This is a genomic window from Paenibacillus aurantiacus (assembly GCF_042431225.1).
GTDB classification, from domain to species: domain Bacteria; phylum Bacillota; class Bacilli; order Paenibacillales; family Paenibacillaceae; genus Paenibacillus_Z; species Paenibacillus_Z aurantiacus.
The window spans coordinates 365,738-386,029 of the sequence record NZ_JBHMDO010000047.1; the positions used below are offsets into that span (position 1 = coordinate 365,738).

Here is a 20,292-nt window from a genome sequence, read left to right on the forward strand (position 1 = left end):
TTATCTCTATCGCTCTCTCGCCCTCTCTTCATCTATTGGATGACCGGCAAATCGATAATGAACGTCGAGCCGATTCCGACCGTGCTCTCCACCGAGATCGTGCCATGATGCAGCTCGACCAAGTGCTTGACGATGGACAAACCCAGACCGGTGCCGCCCGAGCTGCGCGAACGCGCCTTGTCGACGCGGTAGAATCGCTCGAAGATGCGCGGCAGATCCTTCTTCGGAATGCCGATTCCCGTATCCGAGATGCTGATGCGGATGTTATCGTAATCCGGGTCGTCTCCGCCGCTTGCAGGACGCCCGTCGATCAGCGGCTGTACGGTGATCGACACCTTGCCGCCTTCCGGCGTATAGCTGATGCCGTTGGCGAGCAGGTTCATGACGATTTGACGCAGCCGGTCCTCGTCCGCCTCGACGAACAATCCGGGCTCGACCCGCATCGAGAGATTGATATGTTTGCGCGCCGCTTCGCTTGTCATGACCTCCACCGTCTTGGCCACGAACGATGGGAGCTCGATCGGCGAGAATTGCAGCGGCACCCGCCGCGATTCGATCTTCGACAGCTCAAGAATATCGCCGATCAGCCGGTTGAGCCGTTCGCTCTCGTCGTAGATGATCTGCAGGAACGACTTCGTAATCTCGGGGTCGTTCACCGCTCCGCTCAGCAGCGTCTCGGCGAACCCCTTCACGGCCGCGACCGGCGTCTTCAATTCATGCGAGACGTTGGCGACGAACTCGCTGCGCATCCGCTCGAGACGGCGGATCGCCGAGACGTCCTGCAGGACGAGCAGCACGCCGCCGAACTCCGAACCGTCTTCGAAGATCGGCACGAGATTCAAGTCGAGCAGCCGCTCCTCCGGAAAATAGAACGTGATCTCTTCGCGCACATGCTCGCGATGCTCCAATCCGTCTTGAATGATCAGCGTCAGCTCATACTGCTGCTTCGCTTCCGTATAATGGCGGCCGACCATCTCCCCGGCATGGAACCCAAGCACTTCCTCCGCGCGACGGTTAATCAGCACCATCCGCCCCGCGCGATCGATCATGACAATGCCATTGATCATATTGTCCAGGACGCTCTCCAGCTGCTGCTCGTTCTGATGAATGCGCGTCATCTGGATTTGCAGGCTTTCGGCCATCGCGTTAAGCGCCTGTCCGAGCTCGCCGATCTCGTCATGGTTCTTCACGTTGACCCGGGCTTGGTAATCCATGCTCTTGATCCGCTTGGCCGCCGCGGTGATTTGCTCTAACGGACGCGTCAACCCGCTTGCCAGCCGGTAGCTGACCAGTGCCGCGACTACGAACAGCACGAGCAAGCCGACGATGAGCGCGCTCCAGATACGGCTCATGCTCGCTTCGACTGCAGCTAGACTAAGCGCTAGCCGAATGTAGCCGCTCTCGGGCTTCCCTTGCTTGACTTCGACCGCGACGTACAACAAATTCTCGTCCAGCGTATCCGAATGACGAATCGCGCGGCCGATGCCGTCGCGCTTCGCTTCCACGATCTCCGTCCGCTCGGCATGGTTGTCCATCGTGCGCGGGTCGTGATCCGAATCGCCGAGCACGACGCCGTCGCCGCCAATGAACGTCACGCGCGACTCCGTCGTCTCCTTCAAATGCCGGGCTTGCTCGGTATAATAGTCGTATGGCGTTCCGGCGTCGCTGGCGTCGCTGCCCGGCCATGCCATGCCGTCTAGGATGATGCGCATCTCCCGGACCATGCTGGCTTCCAGCGCGTTAATATGATTCTGCTTAAACGTGTTACCCATCACGATGCCCGCGGCCAGCACCGACAAACCGATCAGCGCGACCATCGCAAAGGTCAATCGAAACCGAAAACTGTTCATCTTCCGCAACCCCCAAAGTTTCCTGTCCCCTATCGTACTCGTCACGGACTCTGAACGCCAGCCTTCCGATTGTAAATTTTGTGTAAAACAGCATGATGAAGCGTGGCAAGCGGCTGCTGGATCAATATCGACAGCACGACCGGCACTGCCGCAAGCGGGCTGAAGTACCCCATGGCCAGCACGATGCCAAGCGATATATTGCGCATGCCGGCGGCATAGGAGACCGTCGTCAGCATCTCCCGGTTCCGGTAGGGCAGCGCGCCGAGGAAGCCGACGGCATAGCAAAGACCGACCATCAAGACCGCCAGCGGCACGATCCGCAGCAGATCGCCCTTTAGCGCCGAAGCCTGCGGCGCGATCGCAGCCGCGTTCAGCAGGACGACGAGCGCAAAGCAGATTTTCGAGAGCGGCGCCGCGTATGGCTGGATCGCGGGCTGAATCCGTCCTTTGGTCAGATCATGCAGCAGCACCCCGATCGCGGTCGGCACGACGATAATCGTGAGCAAGTCCAGCATCATTCGCGCCGTATTCGTCTCGACGCTCTCGCTGAATAGGAAGTGGATGCCAGCCGGCACGACGAACGGGCTCAAGGCGGAATCGATGATGACCATCGCCAAGATTAAAGGGACGCTGCCGCCCGACATCCCGACCCATAGCACGGTGGAGACGCCGAGCGGGATGATCGTGAACAGCACGAAGCCGACGACGTACGGAGAATCCGCCCCGAAGATGAGCGCGCCGAGTCCGTAGGCGATAAGCGGGGACACGACGTGGGTCAGCACGAACGTCCACGCCATGACGCCCGGCCGCTTCATGACAGCCGCCAATTCTCTGCTTCCGCAGCCGATCGCCATCACGAACGTCACATACGCGAACAAATAGGGCACGGTGCTAGCGAACCGTCCCAACGCCCCGGAAAAAAGAAATCCCAGGATGAGACATCCGGGGATAATGAGAAACATCCATTGTTCGAATTTCTTATTGAAGGCCAGGCCGAAATCGCGCACGCGCATCCCTCATTTATCTATACTTGGACCATCGCCGCGGCGGATGGTTTATTTGAACACCGGCTCCTTGAAATCGGCCAGTTTCGCGAACGAATCCCGATCCACGTCGGCATGCAGGCTGTTGCCGTGCGAATCCATCGTGACGATCGCGGCGAACCCTTTAGTCTGCAAATGCCACATCGCTTCCGGAATGCCGAACTCCATGAAGTCGACGCCGTTCACTTTCTTCAAGCATCTTGCGTAATATTGCGCCGCGCCGCCGATCGCGTTCAGATACACCGCTCCGTGCTCCTGAAGCGCCTTCAGCGTCTTCGCCCCCATGCCGCCTTTGCCGATGACCGCGCGGATGCCGAACTTCTTGATGATATCGCCTTGGTACGGCTCCTCGCGGATACTCGTCGTCGGTCCAGCTGCTAATACGTGCCATTCTCCGTCATGATCTTTCTTCATGACCGGACCGCAGTGATAAATAACCGCGCCGTTCAGATCCACCGGACAATCGTGATCCATCAAATGCTTATGCAGCGCGTCGCGGCCGGTATGCATCTCGCCGTTGATGATGACGACGTCGCCTACCCGCAGCGAGCGGATCTGCTCTTCGGAGATTGGCGTCTGCAGCACGATCTCGCGCGACTCTTCCTCGTCCGAAGCAACGCCCGCCGATTCTACCGCAACAGGCGCATTCATCGGCGTGTCCGAGCCGGACGGATAGATCCACGACTTGAACTCGCCCGTCTCTGCGCTGAGCAGGGCGCCTTGACGGCGATAGGCCCAGCAGTTATACGCGACGGAGACGAAGAAGCTGGCAGGCAGACGGTTCATGACGCCGACCTTGCAGCCGAGCAGCGTCACGTTGCCGCCGAAGCCCATCGTGCCGATGCCAAGCTTGTTGGCATTCTCCAGCACATAATCTTCCAGCTGCGCAAGCTCCGGAATGTCGTTCGTATCTTCGACGGGACGGAATAGCTGCTGCTTGGCCAGCTCATAGCCTGTCGTGCGGTCACCGCCGATTCCGACGCCGATGAAGCCCGCGCTGCAGCCTTGGCCCTGCGCCTGGTACACCGCGTGCATAATGCACTTACGGATGCCGTCGAGATCGCGTCCTGCCTTACCCAGACCTTCCAGCTCTGTCGGCAGGCTGTACTGAATGTTCTTATTCTCGCAGCCGCCGCCTTTGAGGATCAGCCGAATATCGATATCGTCCTGCTCCCATTGCTCGAAGTGGATGACCGGCGTGCCGGGACCGAGGTTGTCGCCCGTGTTCGCGCCTGTCAGCGAATCGACCGAATTGGTGCGCAGCTTGCCGTCCTTGGTCGCACGCGCGATCGCGCTGCGGATCTGCTGCTTCATGATGATTTGGTTCGCCCCGATCGGCGTATGTACGACGAACGTCGGCATGCCGGTGTCTTGGCAGATCGGAGAGACGTTGCACTCGGCCATTTCGATATTCTCGGCGATGGTGGACAGTGACAGGCCGGCCCGTGTGGCGCGGTCCTCCGCTTCCTGCGCCGCTTGGATCACTTTGCGGACGTCGCCCGGAAGGTTCGTGGATGTTTCGACGATCAGCTTGTAAACGCTATCTTCAAAATGTTGCATGAACGATGCTGCTCCTCTCTCTATTCGCAAAACTGGTATAACTCTATCATAATGTAGTAATTAGCCGATGTTCAAGATGAAAGGTTGCACGTTTCTGTGACGGTCGAAGCTGGCAGACTCGAGTGATGAAAGTCTGCTGGCGCTCTAATCCCACATACAAGGCTTGCGTTCAGCATGGCTCGACTCGATCCATGTCCCCATTCCATATTCTACTCGCCAATATATTGCCCGTCTACGCTGTCAGATTCGGTCGAATCGCCTATAATAGAACGTAGAGACGAAGCAACCCTACCCAGGGTTCGTGAAGCAAGGGAGAGAGAACACGCTTGGAAACTCATTTTGTTGCATACTTGTACCGGCTTCGATATATCAAGAGATGGAGCCTCATGCGCAACACGACGCGCGAGAATGTCGCCGAGCATTCCTACCACGTCGCGCTCCTCGCCCATCTGTTGTGCGAGATCGGCAACCGGGTGTTCGGCCGGTCGCTGAACGCCGAGCGCGCGGCGACTATCGCATTGTTCCATGACGCGACCGAAGTGTTTACCGGGGATATTCCGACGCCGGTCAAGCACCATAACCCGCGCATGCTCTCGAACTTCCGGGAGCTCGAAGCGATGGCCGGCGAACGGCTCATGGGCATGGTGCCGGACCCGCTGAAGGAAGCCTACGAGCCGCTGCTGCGCGAGCTCGCCCAGCATGCGCCGGACGCGCCGCCGCCGGATGAAGAAGAGCTGGAGCTGCGGCGGATCGTCAAAGCGGCCGACCTGCTCGACGCTTATATCAAGTGCCTGTCCGAGCTGTCCTCCGGCAACCGCGAATTCGCCGTCGCCAAAGGACAGATCGAGCAGTCGCTCAGCAAGCTGGGCATGCAGGAGACCGAATGGTTCCTCGACCATATGGCCAGCGCCTTCAGCAAGACGCTCGACGAGTTATCCGAAGAAGAATGAACGGCCCGCCCTCTGCGGGCGAATACATGTTCAACAAGAAGCTGACGGATACCGTCGATCTGGAAGTCTACAGCGACGAGTTGATCACGTTGTTCGACCGCATGGTGCGAAGCGACGGTCCGCAAGAGTGAGCCACGCCGCGACCGCATCTCATCGCATTGCTTAGCGCAAACAACAAATCCCCTGCCGCGCGTCTTCGGACGCCGACAGGGGATTTGTTATTATATAGGTCGGTCAATCGTGAACAACCGTCCTAGCGCCGCATAGTCGTGGCCCGCCATCCGGCTGACCGGCTGCAGCTTGCCGGCATCGATGCGGCCGTTCTGGTACACGCTCTCCGCGACGTGGAACCGGACCACTCGGGCAATTAGCAGATCGCCGGTTGCGTCCGATTCGCCCGGGCGGCCCAGCGGCACGACTTGGTCCAACACGCACTCCATCCGGATTTTGGCCTCGGCCAGCCCTGGCACCGCGATCGCTTCGCTCGGCACGGCCGTCAAGCCGGCCAGCTCGACTTCGCTCTCCTCCGGCGGCAGATTCGCGGCTGTCTCGTTCGCCTGCGCCACATTCTCCTCGTCGACGATATGGATGACGAGCTCGCCGCGGGCAATCGCGTTGCGGGCCGTGTCCTTCATCTCGCCCCCCTTGCGCTGCACCGAGACGCTCAGCAGCGGCGGATTGCTGGAGACGATGGAGAAGTAGCTGAACGGGGCGGCGTTCAGCACGTCGCTCTCCGACAGCGTCGTCACCCAGGCGATGGGCCTGGGCACGACGCTGCCGATCATCAGTTTATAGACGTCGCGCTCGCCGTGGAGAGCCGGATCGATCGAGATCATCGTCCGCCCCCGGCTCCGAAGGAGGCCTGGAACCATTCCGCCGCCGCCTGCGCTTCGGTGCGGGTCAGCTGATGGCCGGCTTGCTCCCAATGCGCGGTAACGGTCGCGCCCGCGCCTTCCAGCAGCGAGATCAACTCATCCGATTCCGAGCGGGTGCAGATCGGATCGTTCGTGCCGGCTCCGATGAAGATCGGCACGCCGCTCAAGGACGGAATGTCCACGCCGCGGCGCGGCACCATCGGGTGATGCAAGATCGCGCCGCGCAGCGAGTTCGCATGATGGAACAGCAGGCTGCCCGCGATGTTCGCCCCGTTGGAGTAGCCGACCGCGACGACGTTGCCGCGATCGAATCCGTGCTCGGCGGCCGCTTCATCCAGGAAGCCGTTCAACTCTTCGGTACGGGCGATCAAATCCTCGATATCGAACACCCCTTCGGCCAGCCGGCGGAAGAATCTCGGCATGCCGTTCTCCAGCACATTGCCTCTTACGCTAAGCAGCGAGGAGCCGGGCGAAATCATCCGCCCGAGTCCAAGCAGGTCCCGCTCCGTGCCGCCCGTGCCGTGAAGCAGCAGCAGCGTCGGCGCACTCGCGTCCGTTCCCGGTTCGAAAATATGTCTCATTGTTCGTCACCCTCCAATACGCGTACTTGAATTGGCAGCAGATTGCCTTCGATCGCCGCGCGGTGCGGCTCATACCATTCGGGCAGCATCACTTTCTCGCCGAGCGCCTCCGGCGCCTCGTCGCGGGCGAAGCCTGGAGGATCGGTCGCGATCTCGAACAGAATGCCGCCGCCTTCCCGGAAGTAAACCGCATTGAAGTATTGGCGGTCGACAATCGGCGTCGGGCCAAGACCATGGCCGGCTACCTGCTCGCGCCATGCTTCATGCTCCTCGAAATCTTTCGCGCGCCAGGCGATATGGTGGACGGTGCCCGCGCCGCCCGCGCCCCAAGCCATATTTTCCAGCCGGACATCTATGATGTTACCGAGATTCCCTTCCGATTGGAAGCGGGCGTAGCCATTTTCCTCGCCGACTTTCGTCAGCCCCATCACATTGACGAGCACATCGGCCGTCTGCGCGTGATTGACGCTGTACAGAATTGCGCCGCCGAAGCCTTTGATCGCTTTGTCAGCCGGCACGCCGCCGAACGACCATTCGCTCGCCTGGCCTTCGCTGCGCTCGACGATCTCCAGCTGCAGCCCTTCATTGTCGGCGAATTGCAGGAAGGTTTCGCCGAAACGAGTCGTCTGCTCCGCTTTCACGCCGAGTTTCGCCAGACGCTCCGCCCAGAAGCCGAAGCTTCCTTCCGGGACAACGTACGTCGTCGTTCCGACTTGACCGCCGCCGATCCGCCCTCTGCGGGAATTCGGCCACGGGAAGAAGGTGATGATTGTGCCCGGGCTGCCGTTCTCGTTGCCGAAATAGAGGTGGTACACTTCAGGCGCGTCGAAGTTGATTGTTTTTTTGACCAGTCTCAAGCCGAGCACTCCTGCATAGAAATCGACATTTGCTTGCGGGTCGCGGGCGAAAGCCGTGATATGGTGAATACCGGAAGTACGAAGTGTCATATAAATCGCTCCTTTTTTTGGGGCTCCCTGTGAGCCGATCATTAGTAGTTGATTTTAGGTTATCCTGAATACATTGTTGCTTCGTTGTTACTGAGCAAAACCATCGATCGATACAAACTCGGCCACCGGCTTGCGATAACCGCGCGGACGCTGTCCGCTCTCGTCTTCCTTGCCGATCGTGATGAGCAGCGCGGGGACGTAACGCTCCGGAATGCCGAGTGCATCGCGCATTTGATCCGGATCAAACCCGATCATCGGGCATGTATCCCAGCCCTTCTCCTTGGCGATCAGCATGAATTGCATCGCCGAGAGGCTGGCGTTGCGAATCGCCTCTACGCGCATGAAGGCTGGCCCGCGGTCCTCGTAGAAGCTCGTTACCGATTCGACCGTACGGTCGTATTCCTGCTTGCTGATGACGCCGAGATCGAGCAGCCCTTCGTTAATGCGTGCTGCGTCCCGATAGGCTTCCTGGTCGCCCAGCACCAAGATGGTTGCGGAAGCCACCCGAACCTTGTGCTGCTTGCCAGCTGCTTCATAGACGGGGCCGTTCTTCAACGCCTCATCCCGAACGACGACGTACCGGGCGTGCTGCAGATTGAACGCAGACGGCGCGTACCTTGTTAAACTGAACAGCATATTCAGTTCTTCATCGCTAATCGCGAATCCCGGCTTGAATTTCGAAGCCGACCTGCGGCTTTTGACGATCTCTTCTACGGTTGACATCTGCCCGTACACCTCACATCAATTTTAATATTCATTATCTTCAATTTAAGATATATAATCGATGGAAAGCAGCCTCTAATTGCCCGCTGCTGCGCTTCGATCTAGATTATTCGCCGCCCCATTCCGGGATAAGCAGTTCGCCATTAGCTTGTGCTGCTTGGCGTGTGCCTATTCCTATCCGGCGCCTGTGCCCTTGCCCAGCTTCTTCAGCAGATCGGTCGCCAAGCGCTTCTCCTCGCCGCTTAACCCTGCCGTCAAGCTGTGAATGACGTCTGCGTGCGGAGGAAAAATGCGATCGAACAGCTCAGTGCCAGCTTCCGTAATCTCGGCAAACGTCACGCGCCTGTCATCCGGACAAGGAACCCGCTTCAGCAGTCCGCGATTCTCCAGCTTGTCGATATTGTAGGTGACGCTGCCGCTCGTAACGAGAATCTTGCTGCCGATCTGCTGCAGCGGAATGCGTCCTTTGTTGTACAGCACTTCGAGAATCGTGAATTCCGACGGCGACAGTTGATGCTGCTTCATGTCCTTCATGGCTTGATCCATCAGCGTCTTGTAGGCTTTGGACAACACGACGAACAGTTTGAGCGATTCCGCTTGCTCGGCTTGGAGTTCGATTGGCATCGTTTCCTCCGCTCCTTTCTTGTTGTTTGCTTTGGATTTAATTATCTTGAATTAAAGATAACGCATTTTAAAACCTTTGTCAACACCTCATCTAAAATTGTGCCCAGCCCTGTTTCTTCTCATCCTTCCGCTCGATAGCGAGCCTTGAACGCTTGTCGGTCAAATCCTCCTGCGTGCAATGAGAAAGAGCCTCACCCCTATCCTTACCGACAAGGTTGCGGCTCTTGCTTCTAAAATCATAATGGATAAATGCGTGCTGCTGTTATTGCCAGCGCCACCCTAACGGGTATTGCTCCGAAATGCGCAGCGGCAGACGGCCAACGGGAACCAGCTCGCCTGTCAACGCCTTGGCCGCGGCTTCGAGCGCGAGCGGCCGGCACTCGTACACGGCCAGGAACGCCTTCACGTCCGGGAAGAGCAGCAAGTCGAGCGGGTTGCGCACGGATACGGCCACCGTGCGATCCGGCGCCTGCTCCGCGAGCTTGGCGGCCATGGCGCGCTCAGCCGGGAACTTCGCCGCGTCGTAGCTGACGAAGACGACCTGCTCGAACTGTTCCAGACCGTCCAGCGCGCCGGGATCGGTCACTTTGCGCTCGGTCACGTCGCTTAGCCGATGCGCCAGCCTCGCGCCGAGCGTTCCGTCCTCGGAGAGCATCTCGTCAGCGACGGATACGGCCACGATCTCCGGCCACAGCACGAGCGTCTTGGCCTCTTGGCGCAGCGGCAGCAGACCGCCTTCGTTCTTGACGAGCGTTACCGACGCCTCGCTCCACTTCTCTACGCTCCGTCGCTGTTCAGGCGTGTCGAGACTCGCCTCGATCTCCGTCCAAGGCTTGAGCGGTTCATACAGTCCGCGCTTCGCCTTCGTCTCGAGAATCCGCTTCACGGACTCGTCGATTCGCGCTTCCGGCAGCTCGCCGCTTGCGACCGCCGCCTCGACCGCCGCGAGCGCCTCACGATGCTTCGCCGGCGTATGCGAGACGAGCACCATGTCCGCCCCAGCCTGCAGCGCCATTACTGCGCCTTGGCCAGGACCGTAGTTCTTGTCGATCGCGTCCATCTCCAGGCAGTCTGTAATGATGATACCCTCGTACCCAATATCCTCGCGCAGCAGTTCGGTCAAGATTGGCTTCGACAGCGTCGACGGCACGCCGGACGGATCGAGCGCCGGCAGGCCGACGTGCGCCGTCATGACGAAATCGGCGTCGCCTGCCGTCCGGCGGAATGGCACCAGCTCGATCTCCTCCAGCCGAGCGCGGTCATGCGCCAGCATCGCGAGCGCATGGTGCGAGTCGACGTTCGTGTCGCCATGGCCCGGGAAGTGCTTCACCGTCGCGGAGACGCCCGCGTCCTGATAACCTCGAACCGCGGCAAGGCCGAATGCGCTGACCAGCTCGGCGTTATCGCCGTACGAACGTACGTTGATCACGGGATTGTCCGGGTTGTTGTTGACGTCGACGACCGGCGCGAAGTTCAAGTTCACGCCGACCGCGCGCAGCTGCTCGCCGCTGATGCGCGCGGTATCCCCTGCCGCTTCCGCCTCGCCCGTCGCGCCGAGCGCCATATTGCCCGGCGTCAGCGTAATGCCTTTCACCAGGCGGGCGACCATGCCGCCTTCCTGGTCGATCGCGATGAACATCGGCACCCGTCCGGCCTTCTCGCCGGCTTCGTTCAAGCTTTGCGACAGCTTGTGCACTTGCTTGGCATCCACGATATTGCGCGTGAAATAGATGACGCCGCCTACCCCGTAGCGTTCGATGAGATCCAATATTTCCGGAGCCGGCTCATAGCCTTGGAAGCCGAATACGAACAGCTGGCCGATCTTTTCTTTCAAACTCAGTGTGCTTACGTCGTGCGTCATCGTCGGTCTCTCTCCTTGTCCATGCGTCGAAGTGGTTAGTTAAAGATCATCCGGCTCGGTCTCGGCAATCTGCCCTCCCTGCCTGGAGGACCGAAACTCGGATGGATTTTGTCCCGTGTATTTCATGAACACTTTCGTAAAATAGCGGCGTTCCGCATACCCGACTTCCTTCGCGATCTGCGATACGCTGAGCGCCGTCTCGGCGAGCAGCGATTTGGCCCGCTCCATCCGCTCGCGCGTCACGTATTCGATGAACGTCTCCCCATACGTCTGCTTGAACAGCAGGCTGAAGTGCGACGTGCTGAGGCCGACGAAGGAGGCGGCCTCCTCCACGCTTAAATCGCGGAACAGATTGCGGTCGATGAATCCCTTCGCATCGCCCATCTGTCGGTGCGAATGCTTGCGCTTGTCGGTCGAACGGGCGACCCCCACGCTCGATGCCTGGCGGATCGCCGCGAGCAGATCCTTCACGCCGAATCGGCCGTCCAGCTTCCTCCAGAATACTTCTTCCTGGTCGCGCGGCAGCAGCCCCGCCTCCTTCAGCTCCCGCATCAAGTGCAGCGCCACGAAATTCAGCATCGCCAGCAGCCGCTCCGTCGGGATCTCGCCGGCGTGCTGCAATTGGTCGGCCAGCCGGCTCAACTCGTCGTTCACCTTGTCCGGATCGCCGCGCTTCAGCCCGCTGACCAGCCGCTCCGCCGTATCCCACATGATGCGCTCCGGCTCGACCGCCGCACTCTTCTCGCCACCGAAGAAAGCCAGGCCGTCTCCATTGATGGACAGCTGCATGCCGCGCTGTACCGTCTTGTAAGCGACCGCCAGATCCGTCAGCGCCGCTTGTCTGGCGAATATCCCCGCGTTCAGCCTGTGGGCCGCCTCCGAGCGGACCGCCGCGAGCAGATGACGCGTCCATTCCGCCATCTGCTCCTGACTGAGCGTCTGGCTGGCGTTCTGGATGAGCACGCACCATTCGCCGTCCCGCGTCTGAATGACCGCATGGGGCAGCGCGGCCTTCTGCAGCGTCCGCCGAAGGACGGAGATGATGGAGTAATTCCACATCTTCCGCTCCTTGGCCGTCCACTCGCGCCAGTCCTGGGCATCTTCGGAGCCGACGTTCAAATCGAGCACGATGACCGTGTAAGCCGGTTCGTCGATCTGGCCTTCCACGCCCGCCATCAATAGATGATCCGGCGTGATTGCCGTGTAATCCATCAGCACGTCGTACAAAATTTTCTCGTTCGCCATATCGATCATTTGACCGATTTTGCGTTCCTCGTCCTTCGCCTTGCGCCTTCTGGCCCGCTGCTCATTCATTACTCTGGCGATGACGCCGGTCAGCTCGTCGTAGGGTATCGGCTTCAGCACATAGTCCTTCACCCCGAACTGGATCGCCGCGCGCGTATACGTGAAATCCTGATAGCCCGACAGCATGATGACGTCCAGATCGAGCCCTTGCTCGCGAATACGGCGCACCAGCTCCAGTCCGTCCATCACCGGCATGCGGATATCGCACAAAATCAAATCCGCCTTGTTCTGCTCCAGCAGATCGAGCGCTTCGACGCCATTCTTCGCCGTGCCCGCCACCTCGAGGCCGAGCATCTCCCACGGAATGACTTTCTCCAGGTTGCGCGTAATATGAAGCTCGTCGTCCACCAGCAGCACTTTGTTGTTCTGCGTCATCCTATCCATTCACCCCCGAATTCGCGGAATCGAAATCCGTATCACCGTGCCGTATCCCGGCCAGCTGCAGACGATCATGCCATACGCCGGACCATAATGAATGCGCAGCCGGTCGGCGACATTGCGCATGCCAAGTCCGTTGCGCTCGCCCTCGCCGAGCGACGGCGCGCCTGTTCGGTTCATGCTTTCTTGCTCGATCCCGTTCAATTTGCGCAGCGACGACTCGCTCATGCCGATCCCGTTGTCGCGGACCATGAACACGACCGCCCCGTCGATCACTTCGGCCGAGATCGTGATGACGCCCAGTTCCTCCAGCCCTTCGAAGCCGTGCTGGATGCTGTTCTCGACAAGCGGCTGCAGCGACAGCTTCAAAATCGTGAAATCGAGCGCGTTGTCCGGAATATCCAACTCGTACGTAAAGACGTCTTCGAAGCGGTAATCCTGAATTTCCAAGTAACTGCGCACATGCTCGATTTCTTGCCTGACGGTGATCACCTCGGCCTGATGCATGCTCGTGCGCAGCAGGTTGCTCAGCCGCCGGACCATCAGCATGACTTTGCGGCCATCGTTCTGCGCGGCGAGCGCGTTGATCGACTCCAGCGTATTGAACAGGAAGTGCGGCTTGATCTGCGCCTGCATGAGCATCATCTCGGCCCGTTGTTTGCGCTCCTGCTCGTGCCGGACCTCCCGCAGCAGCCGGCCGATCGTCTCGACCATGCTGTTGAACGAGCGGGCCAGCAGCACCGTCTCGTCACGGCCATGCGCCGTCACGCGCGTGTCCATCATCCCCTGCTCGACGAGACGCATTTTGCGGACGACGCGGATGATCGCCTTGGCGATGCGGTTCACGAACAGCATATTGAAGAGCACCGCCGACAGCAGGCAGAGCAGCGTAATCCCGCCGATCCACTGAAGGAAGCGGATGTTCTCGTTCGTAAGCGACTCCCACGACTTGACGGAGACGAGCACCCAGCCGCTGCGGTCGAGATTGTACGCGGAGAACAGCACGTCTTCGCCGTTGAACCGGGCGCGCTTGCTCATGTAGCCGGCGGCCGTATCCACCTTCAGCTCCGTCTGCTCGCCAATCGAAGAGCCTTCCAGATGGTGCTCGCTGTCCAGCATGACCAAGCCGTCCTTGTTCAAGATCAAATACCGGGTCTGCGATTCATGATCGTCGCCGAACAGCGTGAAATCCTCCAGCATGCGATCCACTTCATCCGTCTTATATTGCGTGACCATAACGCCCAGATCGTTGAACGATTCGGTGTCCTTCACCAGCCGCATCTGGGTGAACAGCGGAACGTCATCCCCGGTCAAACCCTGCTCCTCATACGGGCCGATCCATACCGGCAGCCCGTTGCGCTTGACCACTTGGGCGTAAATTTCGTGACTTTGCAGCTGGTCGAGCGCGATGGCCCGGAAGGTCGTCGGGTCGTTCCGCGAAGCCAAATACTGCATATTATCCTTCGCGTATAAGACGACGATGCTGATGGCCGGATGCTGAAACAGCACGCGCGTCAATTCCTTGTCCGCCTGGTTCTTCTTGATCTGCGCTTGCGGCTTGGTGATCTCGGCGCCGAGGTTGGCCTTCAGCGGCTCTTGAATCCAGCTGTTCGTCACGCTGGCGTCGGTGATCTGGTCCAGCTCCTTGAAGAAGAACCGGATGTTGCCGCCGACGGCTTTCAAGGTAATCTCCGTCTGTTCGCTGTACTTCTTCTCCAAGAGATGCTCGGAATTAAGGAAGGACACGATGCCAAGTCCGATCAAGGGAACGACGATAAGTCCGATGAAGGCGGCGAATAGCTTCACTCTTAAGTTCATATGGGCGATCGGCTCCTTCTAACGAACTTCCATTATGGCGTCGCTTGGTTGGCAATACGCTGCGTCTCCTGGACATGCGCGGCCACTTCCCGAGGCGTCTTCACCTGTCCGATGAGCTCCTGCAAGCCAACGCCCAGATCGGCGCCCACCTTCGGCTGGACGATCGAATCGAATGCCTTCCAGGCGGACGACGCGTTGGCCAGCGTGCGCTGCACCTCCGACATGAGCGGATCGACGCCGGAGAGGTCCGACATTCGCATCGAGGGCAGCACTTTGTCCTCCAGCAGCGTGCGCTTCTGGGTCTCGACCGTGTAGAAGTTCCGGATGAACGCGACGATCATCGCCTTCTGATCCTCGTTAACGTTGGCCGAGAAGCCGAATCCGTTGGAGTAGCCGCCGTTGATCGACGTCTGATCGCCTAGGCCGCCCGGGATCGCCGGGAACGTGAAAAATCCGATGTTGCCGTCCAGCTTGCCTGCCTCCGGACCGACGAAGCGGTTCGCATCCCACGTGCCGGTGAACACCATCGCCGCATCCCCGCGGAGGAACTGCGTCCCTTGAACCGCATAAGGCAGTCCGAGCGAGCCGTCGGTGAAAAATTTCTTGTCCACGAGCTGCGCGAACGCCTCGAACGACTTGACGAAGCCCGGATCGGTCCATTTCGCCTCCCCCGTCCGCAGCTTGTAGAACGCGTCGATGCCAACGAACCGCTCCGCGATCGTGTTCCACATCATGCCCACGACCCAGGCGTCCTTCGCGGCTTGCGCGAACGGCACGATGCCCTCGGACTTGAGCACGTTGCCGATATGCAGCAGCTCGTCCCAGGTTCTCGGCACGGTCAGATTATATTTCTCGAACAGCGCCTTGTTATAGAATACGCCCTCGCAATAGCCGCCGAACGGCAGGCCATATACCTTCCCGTCGATCGTGAATTCGTCCAAGCTGGCGAAGTCGTCCCGAATGCCAAGCTCTTCGATGATCGGCGTGAGATCCATCATCCGTCCGGCTTTGACGTATAACGCGAGATCCGCGCCGCCGAACACCTCGAATATATCGGGCGGATTGCCCGCGGCCATCTCGGCTTTGAGCTTCTGATCCCGGTTAATGACTTCGTCGATGCCCTCCAGCTCAAATTTCAATCCCGGATTGCTCGCTTCTGTCGCCGCCACCACATCCTGGAGAATTTTGAGCCTAACCTTGCTGGATTCCTTGATCTGCGTATGACGAAGCGTCAGCTTGACGTCCTTGTACACCTGATTGCCGCCGGAAGCGTTCGTGCCAGTCTCATTCGTCCCCCCAGACGTGCAGCCGGCGAACGCCAGCGTCACGGATACGGTGATGACGGTCATGACTGAATACCGTTTGTTCATGAATGAGACCTCCTGATTGATCGTTCTGGATGCCGCCGTGCGGGCATTAGGGGGAGAATGCGCAATCGATTCCGCGAAATCGGCAGACGGGCACAAGCATGCGCTTTCAAGCGGAACCAGCCAAAAGACGCGCCGTCCGTCAGCATGCCCAGACGATTCCACGTCCGCATCGGAACCGTTTCCACTTTCATTATAGCGGCGGCGTCCCCAAAGCAAGAGGACAAAATAAAACGGATAGGGGACACATTTCTACGGATCGACATTCTTAAGCCACCTCTTCATACATGATCCATCTTCGCGAAATAGCATGTCTTTTTAGTTGGACTATGCTGCATGAAAGCAGCCCAACCCGCCCATGTTATGAGAGCGGGAGGTGAAGACATGACAGGCCGTAACAATAAACCAAAGAACAACGGACCAGCCGCGAGCCCTTCGCGTCTCGATCAATTCGGCGACAAGCTGTCCGACGACACGGCGGTACAGAAGCCAGCGAACAAAAACGCTTGATCTGCAGGAAGAAAAACGATATGTGCTGGTTTGGTTAGCATCCCATAAATCGATTAAAACACAAAGAGCCCGTGCAGCGTGTACTTTTTTGCAGTACATGTGCACGGGCCATAACTATGTTTCATACCTAACAGCGAATCCATCCCTTCATTGTAAATCATTAAAAACGCCAATTTCCCATAGGGAAAACTCGTATATGCTAGTACGCTGTACACAGTTCACGCGCACGTAACGAGCGGCAGCTTGCATATTGGTCAGTTCACAGATTCCGCTGAAGCCCTCAGACGTTTCATAAATCAGATTCCAGGTTGCTAAATCTTTGGAGATCAGTACTTGATACTCTTTGGCGCACGCATGTTCCCAATGAAGCATGATACGTGTTATTTGTTTCACATAACCAAGATCTACATAAATCCATTGTTCATCCTTGTATTGGCTGCTCCACCTCGTGAATGAATTTTGATCTGTCACATTCACGGCGTCAAAATCCTCCTGTTCGCTTGATGAGGCATAGGCTGGCCTGTATTGAGATAAATTTCCTGTACTTTGAAACGGTTCGGTTGATACGACAATCACGGCCGCCTCACTGCGCGTACCGAACTGATTTCGCGCTTGGACTTCAACCTCATAGCTGGTTTTCGCTTCAAGATTATCGATGACGTACTCCAGCTTACCGCATGATCCCACAACAGTATTATTCAATGTAACCACATAGTCAATCATCTCATCTTGACAATCATCGCTCTTCTCCCATACCATCGTCAAACTTGAGTCAGTTTGACGATGACATCTCAATCTTATGGGTTTACCTGGAGGAATAACCTGCAGATCCCTCTTCTCACCAGTTCGAATTTCATGCATGAAGTGATGAAGAAAGCTTTCTTCCATTAACTTTATTTTTTGGAATCGTTGACGAAGCGCATCGAGATTCATGCTTGCCGGATTAAACGCTATTTTGATGAAATTATTTTTGACGCTTTCTAACGATTTGGCCAGCTGTTGCGCCTCATAAACAAGACTGTCGGAATAAAGCTTGCTATTCTGCAAATACATCGAGGTAAGCAATCTGGACAAAGATAATATGCCAAAAAACTGCGTTGATCGATTTATGAACTTTGTTGTTCCAAGGACGTTCGCGTATTTAGCTAGTTCATCGTATTGCAGAAAGGAATCGTTGATGTTGCTCATATGATTTCTAAAATACCGATCAAAATCCATTGCATATTTGTCTGAATATTCAAACTTTTCTTGGTGGTACGTGGTCACATTTTTTTCTCATCCGGTACGTGATTGAATGCTTGCTCCACGACGCTTGATTCATACTCCCTTTCAAAAGGATAATCCAGAATGCGAAAGCTGTCCGAATCTGCCAAGTATGCGCAAACTGTTAAGGAGTGTATACCGTTCGGATCGCTTTGAAGTTCAATCATATGGGGGACATATTCATTCCTCGTCCAGAGCAAGACCTCTTTGCTCTGCTTTAATCGATCAATGATGTCCTGTTTAGCGAGATTGAAATTCGCATAGGAAGTGCTTTGTTCTTGAATTCCAAATCCCGCTTCACTTACATCTATTTTCCAAGGGTAAACCCAGCCGCTTCGGCCATGTTTAAATGTTTCTTCAAAAACACGGTCTACCTGCTCGTACGTACTGTGGAATACCAGATGTATCGGGAAGTCGCGGTCCAATCCTCGCAATATTTGAGACTTCCTGCATCCCATATAGTTGTAAAATAGTAAATTCGAAAAGATATCCATTATTCTCTCCTATCCGTCATTTGGTGAAGTCGAATGCAGCTATTGTTTTGGACGGTTAATATAATTTTTTCGAAAGTGGAGAAATTGTCGAATATCAATTCGCTATCCTCAAAATTGATTTCAAATCGTTCCTCGATTCGAGCAATCAATATAATCGTATAGAGAGACGTTAATCCACACTCCTGCAGATTTTGTTCCGAAGGAATATTGTCTAATCCCAATAGCTCCTGTAAAATTTTATTAATATTACATGTGATCTTTTTCTTAGCGATATTATCCATGATTAGCTCCTGGGGGATACGGGGGCGTTTTTGAAATGATGGCATGCTTTTTTCGATAATCGCCAGGAGTAATGTCAAAATGTTTCTTGAAAATGGCACCAAATTGCGAGTTTGTAAAATAACCCAGACTTGTTGTAATTCCCCTTATTGGCACCTTCGTATTTGCAAGCAATTCTTTCGCTTTCTTCATTCGATAAGCTTGTAAATACTGCATAACCGAAATTCCAAAAACTTTCGAATAGGTATTGCTCAAATAAACCGGGTTGCATTGAACTAGACTAGCCAACGTGTCAAGCGTCAGCGGAGAACTGTAATATTGACGGATAAAGCGGTTGATTTTTATTAAACGGGCATCTATTGCTGCCGAACCGCTGCTTTTGTCATCCATGCATTCGAAGTAATAATTGATTTCTTTTATTGCTGACGTGAAAAATGATTCAATGTTGTCGATATCCTCCAAGTCCGAAAGCCCCGAATCGAACAGTTGTTTGAACGTCTCCGAAAAGGACTCATCGCAAATATAAGGCTGTTCGAACCTGTGCTTTACTTTGCCATCGCAATAGAACATGGCGATATTAATAAACTTCACTTCGTTATGAAGATTGGAGCATATCAACCAACGGACTAAGCGCTTCGATTATGTCAAGGCTGCCTGGTTTTCGAGGCAGCCTGAAGGTAACAGCACTTTCTCTTGCGAGAATCTGCTTATTGATTAATGTATGAAATCTATATTCCATCCAATATCACCTTGTATTTAGTTTGAGAAAAAGGCAGTATGTACTGCTGCAACTTGGATTCTAAACGCTAACACTTCTTTTTTCGTCCTGTACTGCCTTTGTCATCGCCGGCTCGCCCCCTCGTTCCTCTGAACGTAACTTTTTCACATTCACGGAGTCTTCGTAGATTTGTTTGATTACCGCCTCAATCTGCTGCTCCTCCACAGTAAAATCATCGATTTCATATTTACTCATGATTTGACTCACGATAACGGAAGGAGAAATCTCTTCTTTATTAAACCGCAGCCACCTCTTAGTGCCTTCAATCTTCATGACCTCAACCGATTTCATTGTCAAGTCCGCCTGCAAGTCGGGAATATCTACGATTAACGTCCGGTAATTGCCGTAGTAGCTCTTCATTTGCTCTAGTTTCCCGTCAAAAATAAGCTCGCCGTGGTCGATAACGACGGTCCGATCGCATAGCTTCTCGATATCTCCGACGTCATGCGTCGTTAAGATAACGGTCACTTTCTGCTCCTCGTTTATGGTCTTGATAAAATCCCGAATTTTCTCCTTCACTACAATGTCCAGATCTATCGTAGGCTCGTCTAGAAAAAGAATGCGAGGATTGTGGATTAACGATGCCGCAATATCTGCACGCATTCTTTGACCCAAGCTCAATTGGCGAACCGGTGTTTGAATAAACTCATTAATGCTTAATATCTCTTGGAATAACTCCATATTTCGCTTAAAATCCTTCTCCGAAACTTTGTAGATATGCCGCAATAGATTTAACGAATCTGCAACAGGCAGCTCCCACCACAGCTGTGATCGCTGACCAAAAACGACGCCAATTTGTTTGGCGTGCTCTTTACGATTCCGATGGGGAATGATTCCATTGATTACGATCTCCCCTTCCGATGGGACTAATATGCCTGTCAGCATTTTGATCGTCGTTGATTTGCCGGCACCGTTCGGCCCAATATACCCTACAATCTCGCCTCTATTCACTTGAAAGGAAATATCCTTGACCGCATTTTCAATCCTGTACGAGGGGTTGAAAAAATTTTTGAAACCAGAATTTTTTACATCTTGAACTTTGAAACTTTTGGCAATATGGCGAACATCGATTAACGGCACCACAAA

The 20,292-nt window shown here is 55.9% G+C and carries 20 protein-coding genes; 3 read left to right on the forward strand and 17 right to left on the reverse strand.

Features of this window, described 5'->3' with window-relative positions:
• Positions 1-32: 32 nt before the first annotated feature.
• From pnpS to ACFFSY_RS29945, 3 genes are read right to left on the reverse strand one after another with little or no spacing between them, the layout of a single operon-like run.
• Positions 33-1,850, reverse strand: a complete 1,818-nt coding sequence (gene pnpS / locus ACFFSY_RS29935) for a two-component system histidine kinase PnpS (RefSeq protein WP_377501143.1) — start codon at positions 1,848-1,850, stop codon at positions 33-35.
• Positions 1,851-1,891: 41 nt separating this feature from the next.
• Complete coding sequence (locus ACFFSY_RS29940; protein WP_377501145.1) at positions 1,892-2,857, reverse strand: bile acid:sodium symporter family protein; 966 nt, start codon at positions 2,855-2,857, stop codon at positions 1,892-1,894.
• Between the two features lie 48 nt (positions 2,858-2,905).
• Positions 2,906-4,453 (reverse strand): fumarate hydratase, encoded by a 1,548-nt coding sequence (locus tag ACFFSY_RS29945; RefSeq protein ID WP_377501147.1) that lies wholly within the window; start codon positions 4,451-4,453, stop codon positions 2,906-2,908.
• Positions 4,454-4,779: 326 nt separating this feature from the next.
• On the opposite strand from ACFFSY_RS29945, the gene yfbR reads away from it, so the two are divergent.
• Together yfbR and ACFFSY_RS29955 are read left to right on the forward strand one after the other, a co-directional pair.
• A complete protein-coding gene (gene yfbR, locus ACFFSY_RS29950; protein ID WP_377501149.1) occupies positions 4,780-5,403 on the forward strand; it encodes a 5'-deoxynucleotidase in 624 nt (207 codons plus the stop codon).
• Complete coding sequence (locus ACFFSY_RS29955) at positions 5,400-5,534, forward strand: hypothetical protein (RefSeq protein ID WP_377501151.1); 135 nt, start codon at positions 5,400-5,402, stop codon at positions 5,532-5,534. Before yfbR ends, ACFFSY_RS29955 begins: the two co-directional genes overlap by 4 nt.
• A 90-nt stretch (positions 5,535-5,624) precedes the next feature.
• Here ACFFSY_RS29955 and ACFFSY_RS29960 read toward each other — a convergent pair whose 3' ends face one another.
• From ACFFSY_RS29960 to ACFFSY_RS30000, 9 genes are all read right to left on the reverse strand, one after another.
• On the reverse strand, positions 5,625-6,239 hold the full coding sequence (locus tag ACFFSY_RS29960) for a flavin reductase family protein (protein WP_377501567.1): 615 nt from the start codon (positions 6,237-6,239) through the stop codon (positions 5,625-5,627).
• Positions 6,236-6,859 carry an alpha/beta hydrolase gene (locus ACFFSY_RS29965; protein WP_377501153.1) on the reverse strand — a complete coding sequence of 208 codons (624 nt, stop codon included), beginning with the start codon at positions 6,857-6,859 and terminating at the stop codon, positions 6,236-6,238. Before ACFFSY_RS29965 ends, ACFFSY_RS29960 begins: the two co-directional genes overlap by 4 nt.
• Positions 6,856-7,806: a ring-cleaving dioxygenase gene (locus tag ACFFSY_RS29970; RefSeq protein ID WP_377501155.1), complete on the reverse strand. Its 951-nt coding sequence runs from the start codon at positions 7,804-7,806 to the stop codon at positions 6,856-6,858. The genes ACFFSY_RS29965 and ACFFSY_RS29970 overlap by 4 nt, the downstream gene beginning before the upstream one ends.
• A gap of 87 nt (positions 7,807-7,893) precedes the next feature.
• Positions 7,894-8,529, reverse strand: coding sequence for a nitroreductase family protein (locus tag ACFFSY_RS29975; RefSeq protein ID WP_377501157.1), 636 nt, complete (start codon positions 8,527-8,529; stop codon positions 7,894-7,896).
• A gap of 174 nt (positions 8,530-8,703) precedes the next feature.
• Entirely contained in the window at positions 8,704-9,153 is a 450-nt protein-coding gene (locus ACFFSY_RS29980) for a MarR family winged helix-turn-helix transcriptional regulator (RefSeq protein ID WP_377501159.1), read from the reverse strand.
• A 262-nt stretch (positions 9,154-9,415) separates the two neighbouring features.
• Positions 9,416-11,014 carry a glycoside hydrolase family 3 protein gene (locus ACFFSY_RS29985; protein WP_377501161.1) on the reverse strand — a complete coding sequence of 533 codons (1,599 nt, stop codon included), beginning with the start codon at positions 11,012-11,014 and terminating at the stop codon, positions 9,416-9,418.
• A gap of 39 nt (positions 11,015-11,053) precedes the next feature.
• Complete coding sequence (locus ACFFSY_RS29990; RefSeq protein ID WP_377501163.1) at positions 11,054-12,694, reverse strand: response regulator; 1,641 nt, start codon at positions 12,692-12,694, stop codon at positions 11,054-11,056.
• Between the two features lie 9 nt (positions 12,695-12,703).
• Positions 12,704-14,515, reverse strand: coding sequence for a cache domain-containing sensor histidine kinase (locus ACFFSY_RS29995; RefSeq protein WP_377501165.1), 1,812 nt, complete (start codon positions 14,513-14,515; stop codon positions 12,704-12,706).
• Positions 14,516-14,547: 32 nt separating this feature from the next.
• Positions 14,548-15,885 carry an ABC transporter substrate-binding protein gene (locus tag ACFFSY_RS30000; RefSeq protein ID WP_377501167.1) on the reverse strand — a complete coding sequence of 446 codons (1,338 nt, stop codon included), beginning with the start codon at positions 15,883-15,885 and terminating at the stop codon, positions 14,548-14,550.
• Positions 15,886-16,266: 381 nt separating this feature from the next.
• Between ACFFSY_RS30000 and ACFFSY_RS30005 the strand changes: the two genes are divergently transcribed.
• Positions 16,267-16,392, forward strand: a complete 126-nt coding sequence (locus tag ACFFSY_RS30005) for a hypothetical protein (RefSeq protein WP_377501169.1) — start codon at positions 16,267-16,269, stop codon at positions 16,390-16,392.
• 147 nt (positions 16,393-16,539) lie between these two features.
• On the opposite strand, the gene ACFFSY_RS30010 is transcribed toward ACFFSY_RS30005, so the two are convergent.
• The 5 genes from ACFFSY_RS30010 to ACFFSY_RS30030 all read right to left on the reverse strand — a co-directional run bounded on the left by ACFFSY_RS30010 (position 16,540) and on the right by ACFFSY_RS30030 (position 20,286).
• Positions 16,540-17,658, reverse strand: a complete 1,119-nt coding sequence (locus ACFFSY_RS30010; protein WP_377501171.1) for a discoidin domain-containing protein — start codon at positions 17,656-17,658, stop codon at positions 16,540-16,542.
• Positions 17,655-18,149 carry a hypothetical protein gene (locus ACFFSY_RS30015; RefSeq protein WP_377501173.1) on the reverse strand — a complete coding sequence of 165 codons (495 nt, stop codon included), beginning with the start codon at positions 18,147-18,149 and terminating at the stop codon, positions 17,655-17,657. Before ACFFSY_RS30015 ends, ACFFSY_RS30010 begins: the two co-directional genes overlap by 4 nt.
• Complete coding sequence (locus tag ACFFSY_RS30020) at positions 18,149-18,475, reverse strand: acyl carrier protein (RefSeq protein ID WP_377501175.1); 327 nt, start codon at positions 18,473-18,475, stop codon at positions 18,149-18,151. Before ACFFSY_RS30020 ends, ACFFSY_RS30015 begins: the two co-directional genes overlap by 1 nt.
• Entirely contained in the window at positions 18,423-18,890 is a 468-nt protein-coding gene (locus tag ACFFSY_RS30025; RefSeq protein WP_377501177.1) for a helix-turn-helix domain-containing protein, read from the reverse strand. Before ACFFSY_RS30025 ends, ACFFSY_RS30020 begins: the two co-directional genes overlap by 53 nt.
• Positions 18,891-19,227: 337 nt before the next feature.
• Positions 19,228-20,286 carry an ABC transporter ATP-binding protein gene (locus ACFFSY_RS30030; protein WP_377501179.1) on the reverse strand — a complete coding sequence of 353 codons (1,059 nt, stop codon included), beginning with the start codon at positions 20,284-20,286 and terminating at the stop codon, positions 19,228-19,230.
• Positions 20,287-20,292: the final 6 nt, after the last annotated feature.

Coding starts and splice junctions, on each gene's coding strand:
- pnpS (WP_377501143.1), bottom strand. CDS start 1,850: ATGAACAGTTTTCGGTTTCGATTGACCTTTGCGATGGTCGCGCTGATC.
- ACFFSY_RS29945 (WP_377501147.1), bottom strand. CDS start 4,453: ATGCAACATTTTGAAGATAGCGTTTACAAGCTGATCGTCGAAACATCC.
- ACFFSY_RS29955 (WP_377501151.1), top strand. CDS start 5,400: ATGAACGGCCCGCCCTCTGCGGGCGAATACATGTTCAACAAGAAGCTG.
- ACFFSY_RS29960 (WP_377501567.1), bottom strand. CDS start 6,239: ATGATCTCGATCGATCCGGCTCTCCACGGCGAGCGCGACGTCTATAAA.
- ACFFSY_RS29965 (WP_377501153.1), bottom strand. CDS start 6,859: ATGAGACATATTTTCGAACCGGGAACGGACGCGAGTGCGCCGACGCTG.
- ACFFSY_RS29970 (WP_377501155.1), bottom strand. CDS start 7,806: ATGACACTTCGTACTTCCGGTATTCACCATATCACGGCTTTCGCCCGC.
- ACFFSY_RS29975 (WP_377501157.1), bottom strand. CDS start 8,529: ATGTCAACCGTAGAAGAGATCGTCAAAAGCCGCAGGTCGGCTTCGAAA.
- ACFFSY_RS29980 (WP_377501159.1), bottom strand. CDS start 9,153: ATGCCAATCGAACTCCAAGCCGAGCAAGCGGAATCGCTCAAACTGTTC.
- ACFFSY_RS29985 (WP_377501161.1), bottom strand. CDS start 11,014: ATGACGCACGACGTAAGCACACTGAGTTTGAAAGAAAAGATCGGCCAG.
- ACFFSY_RS29990 (WP_377501163.1), bottom strand. CDS start 12,694: ATGACGCAGAACAACAAAGTGCTGCTGGTGGACGACGAGCTTCATATT.
- ACFFSY_RS29995 (WP_377501165.1), bottom strand. CDS start 14,515: ATGAACTTAAGAGTGAAGCTATTCGCCGCCTTCATCGGACTTATCGTC.
- ACFFSY_RS30000 (WP_377501167.1), bottom strand. CDS start 15,885: ATGAACAAACGGTATTCAGTCATGACCGTCATCACCGTATCCGTGACG.
- ACFFSY_RS30005 (WP_377501169.1), top strand. CDS start 16,267: ATGACAGGCCGTAACAATAAACCAAAGAACAACGGACCAGCCGCGAGC.
- ACFFSY_RS30015 (WP_377501173.1), bottom strand. CDS start 18,149: ATGGATATCTTTTCGAATTTACTATTTTACAACTATATGGGATGCAGG.
- ACFFSY_RS30020 (WP_377501175.1), bottom strand. CDS start 18,475: ATGCCATCATTTCAAAAACGCCCCCGTATCCCCCAGGAGCTAATCATG.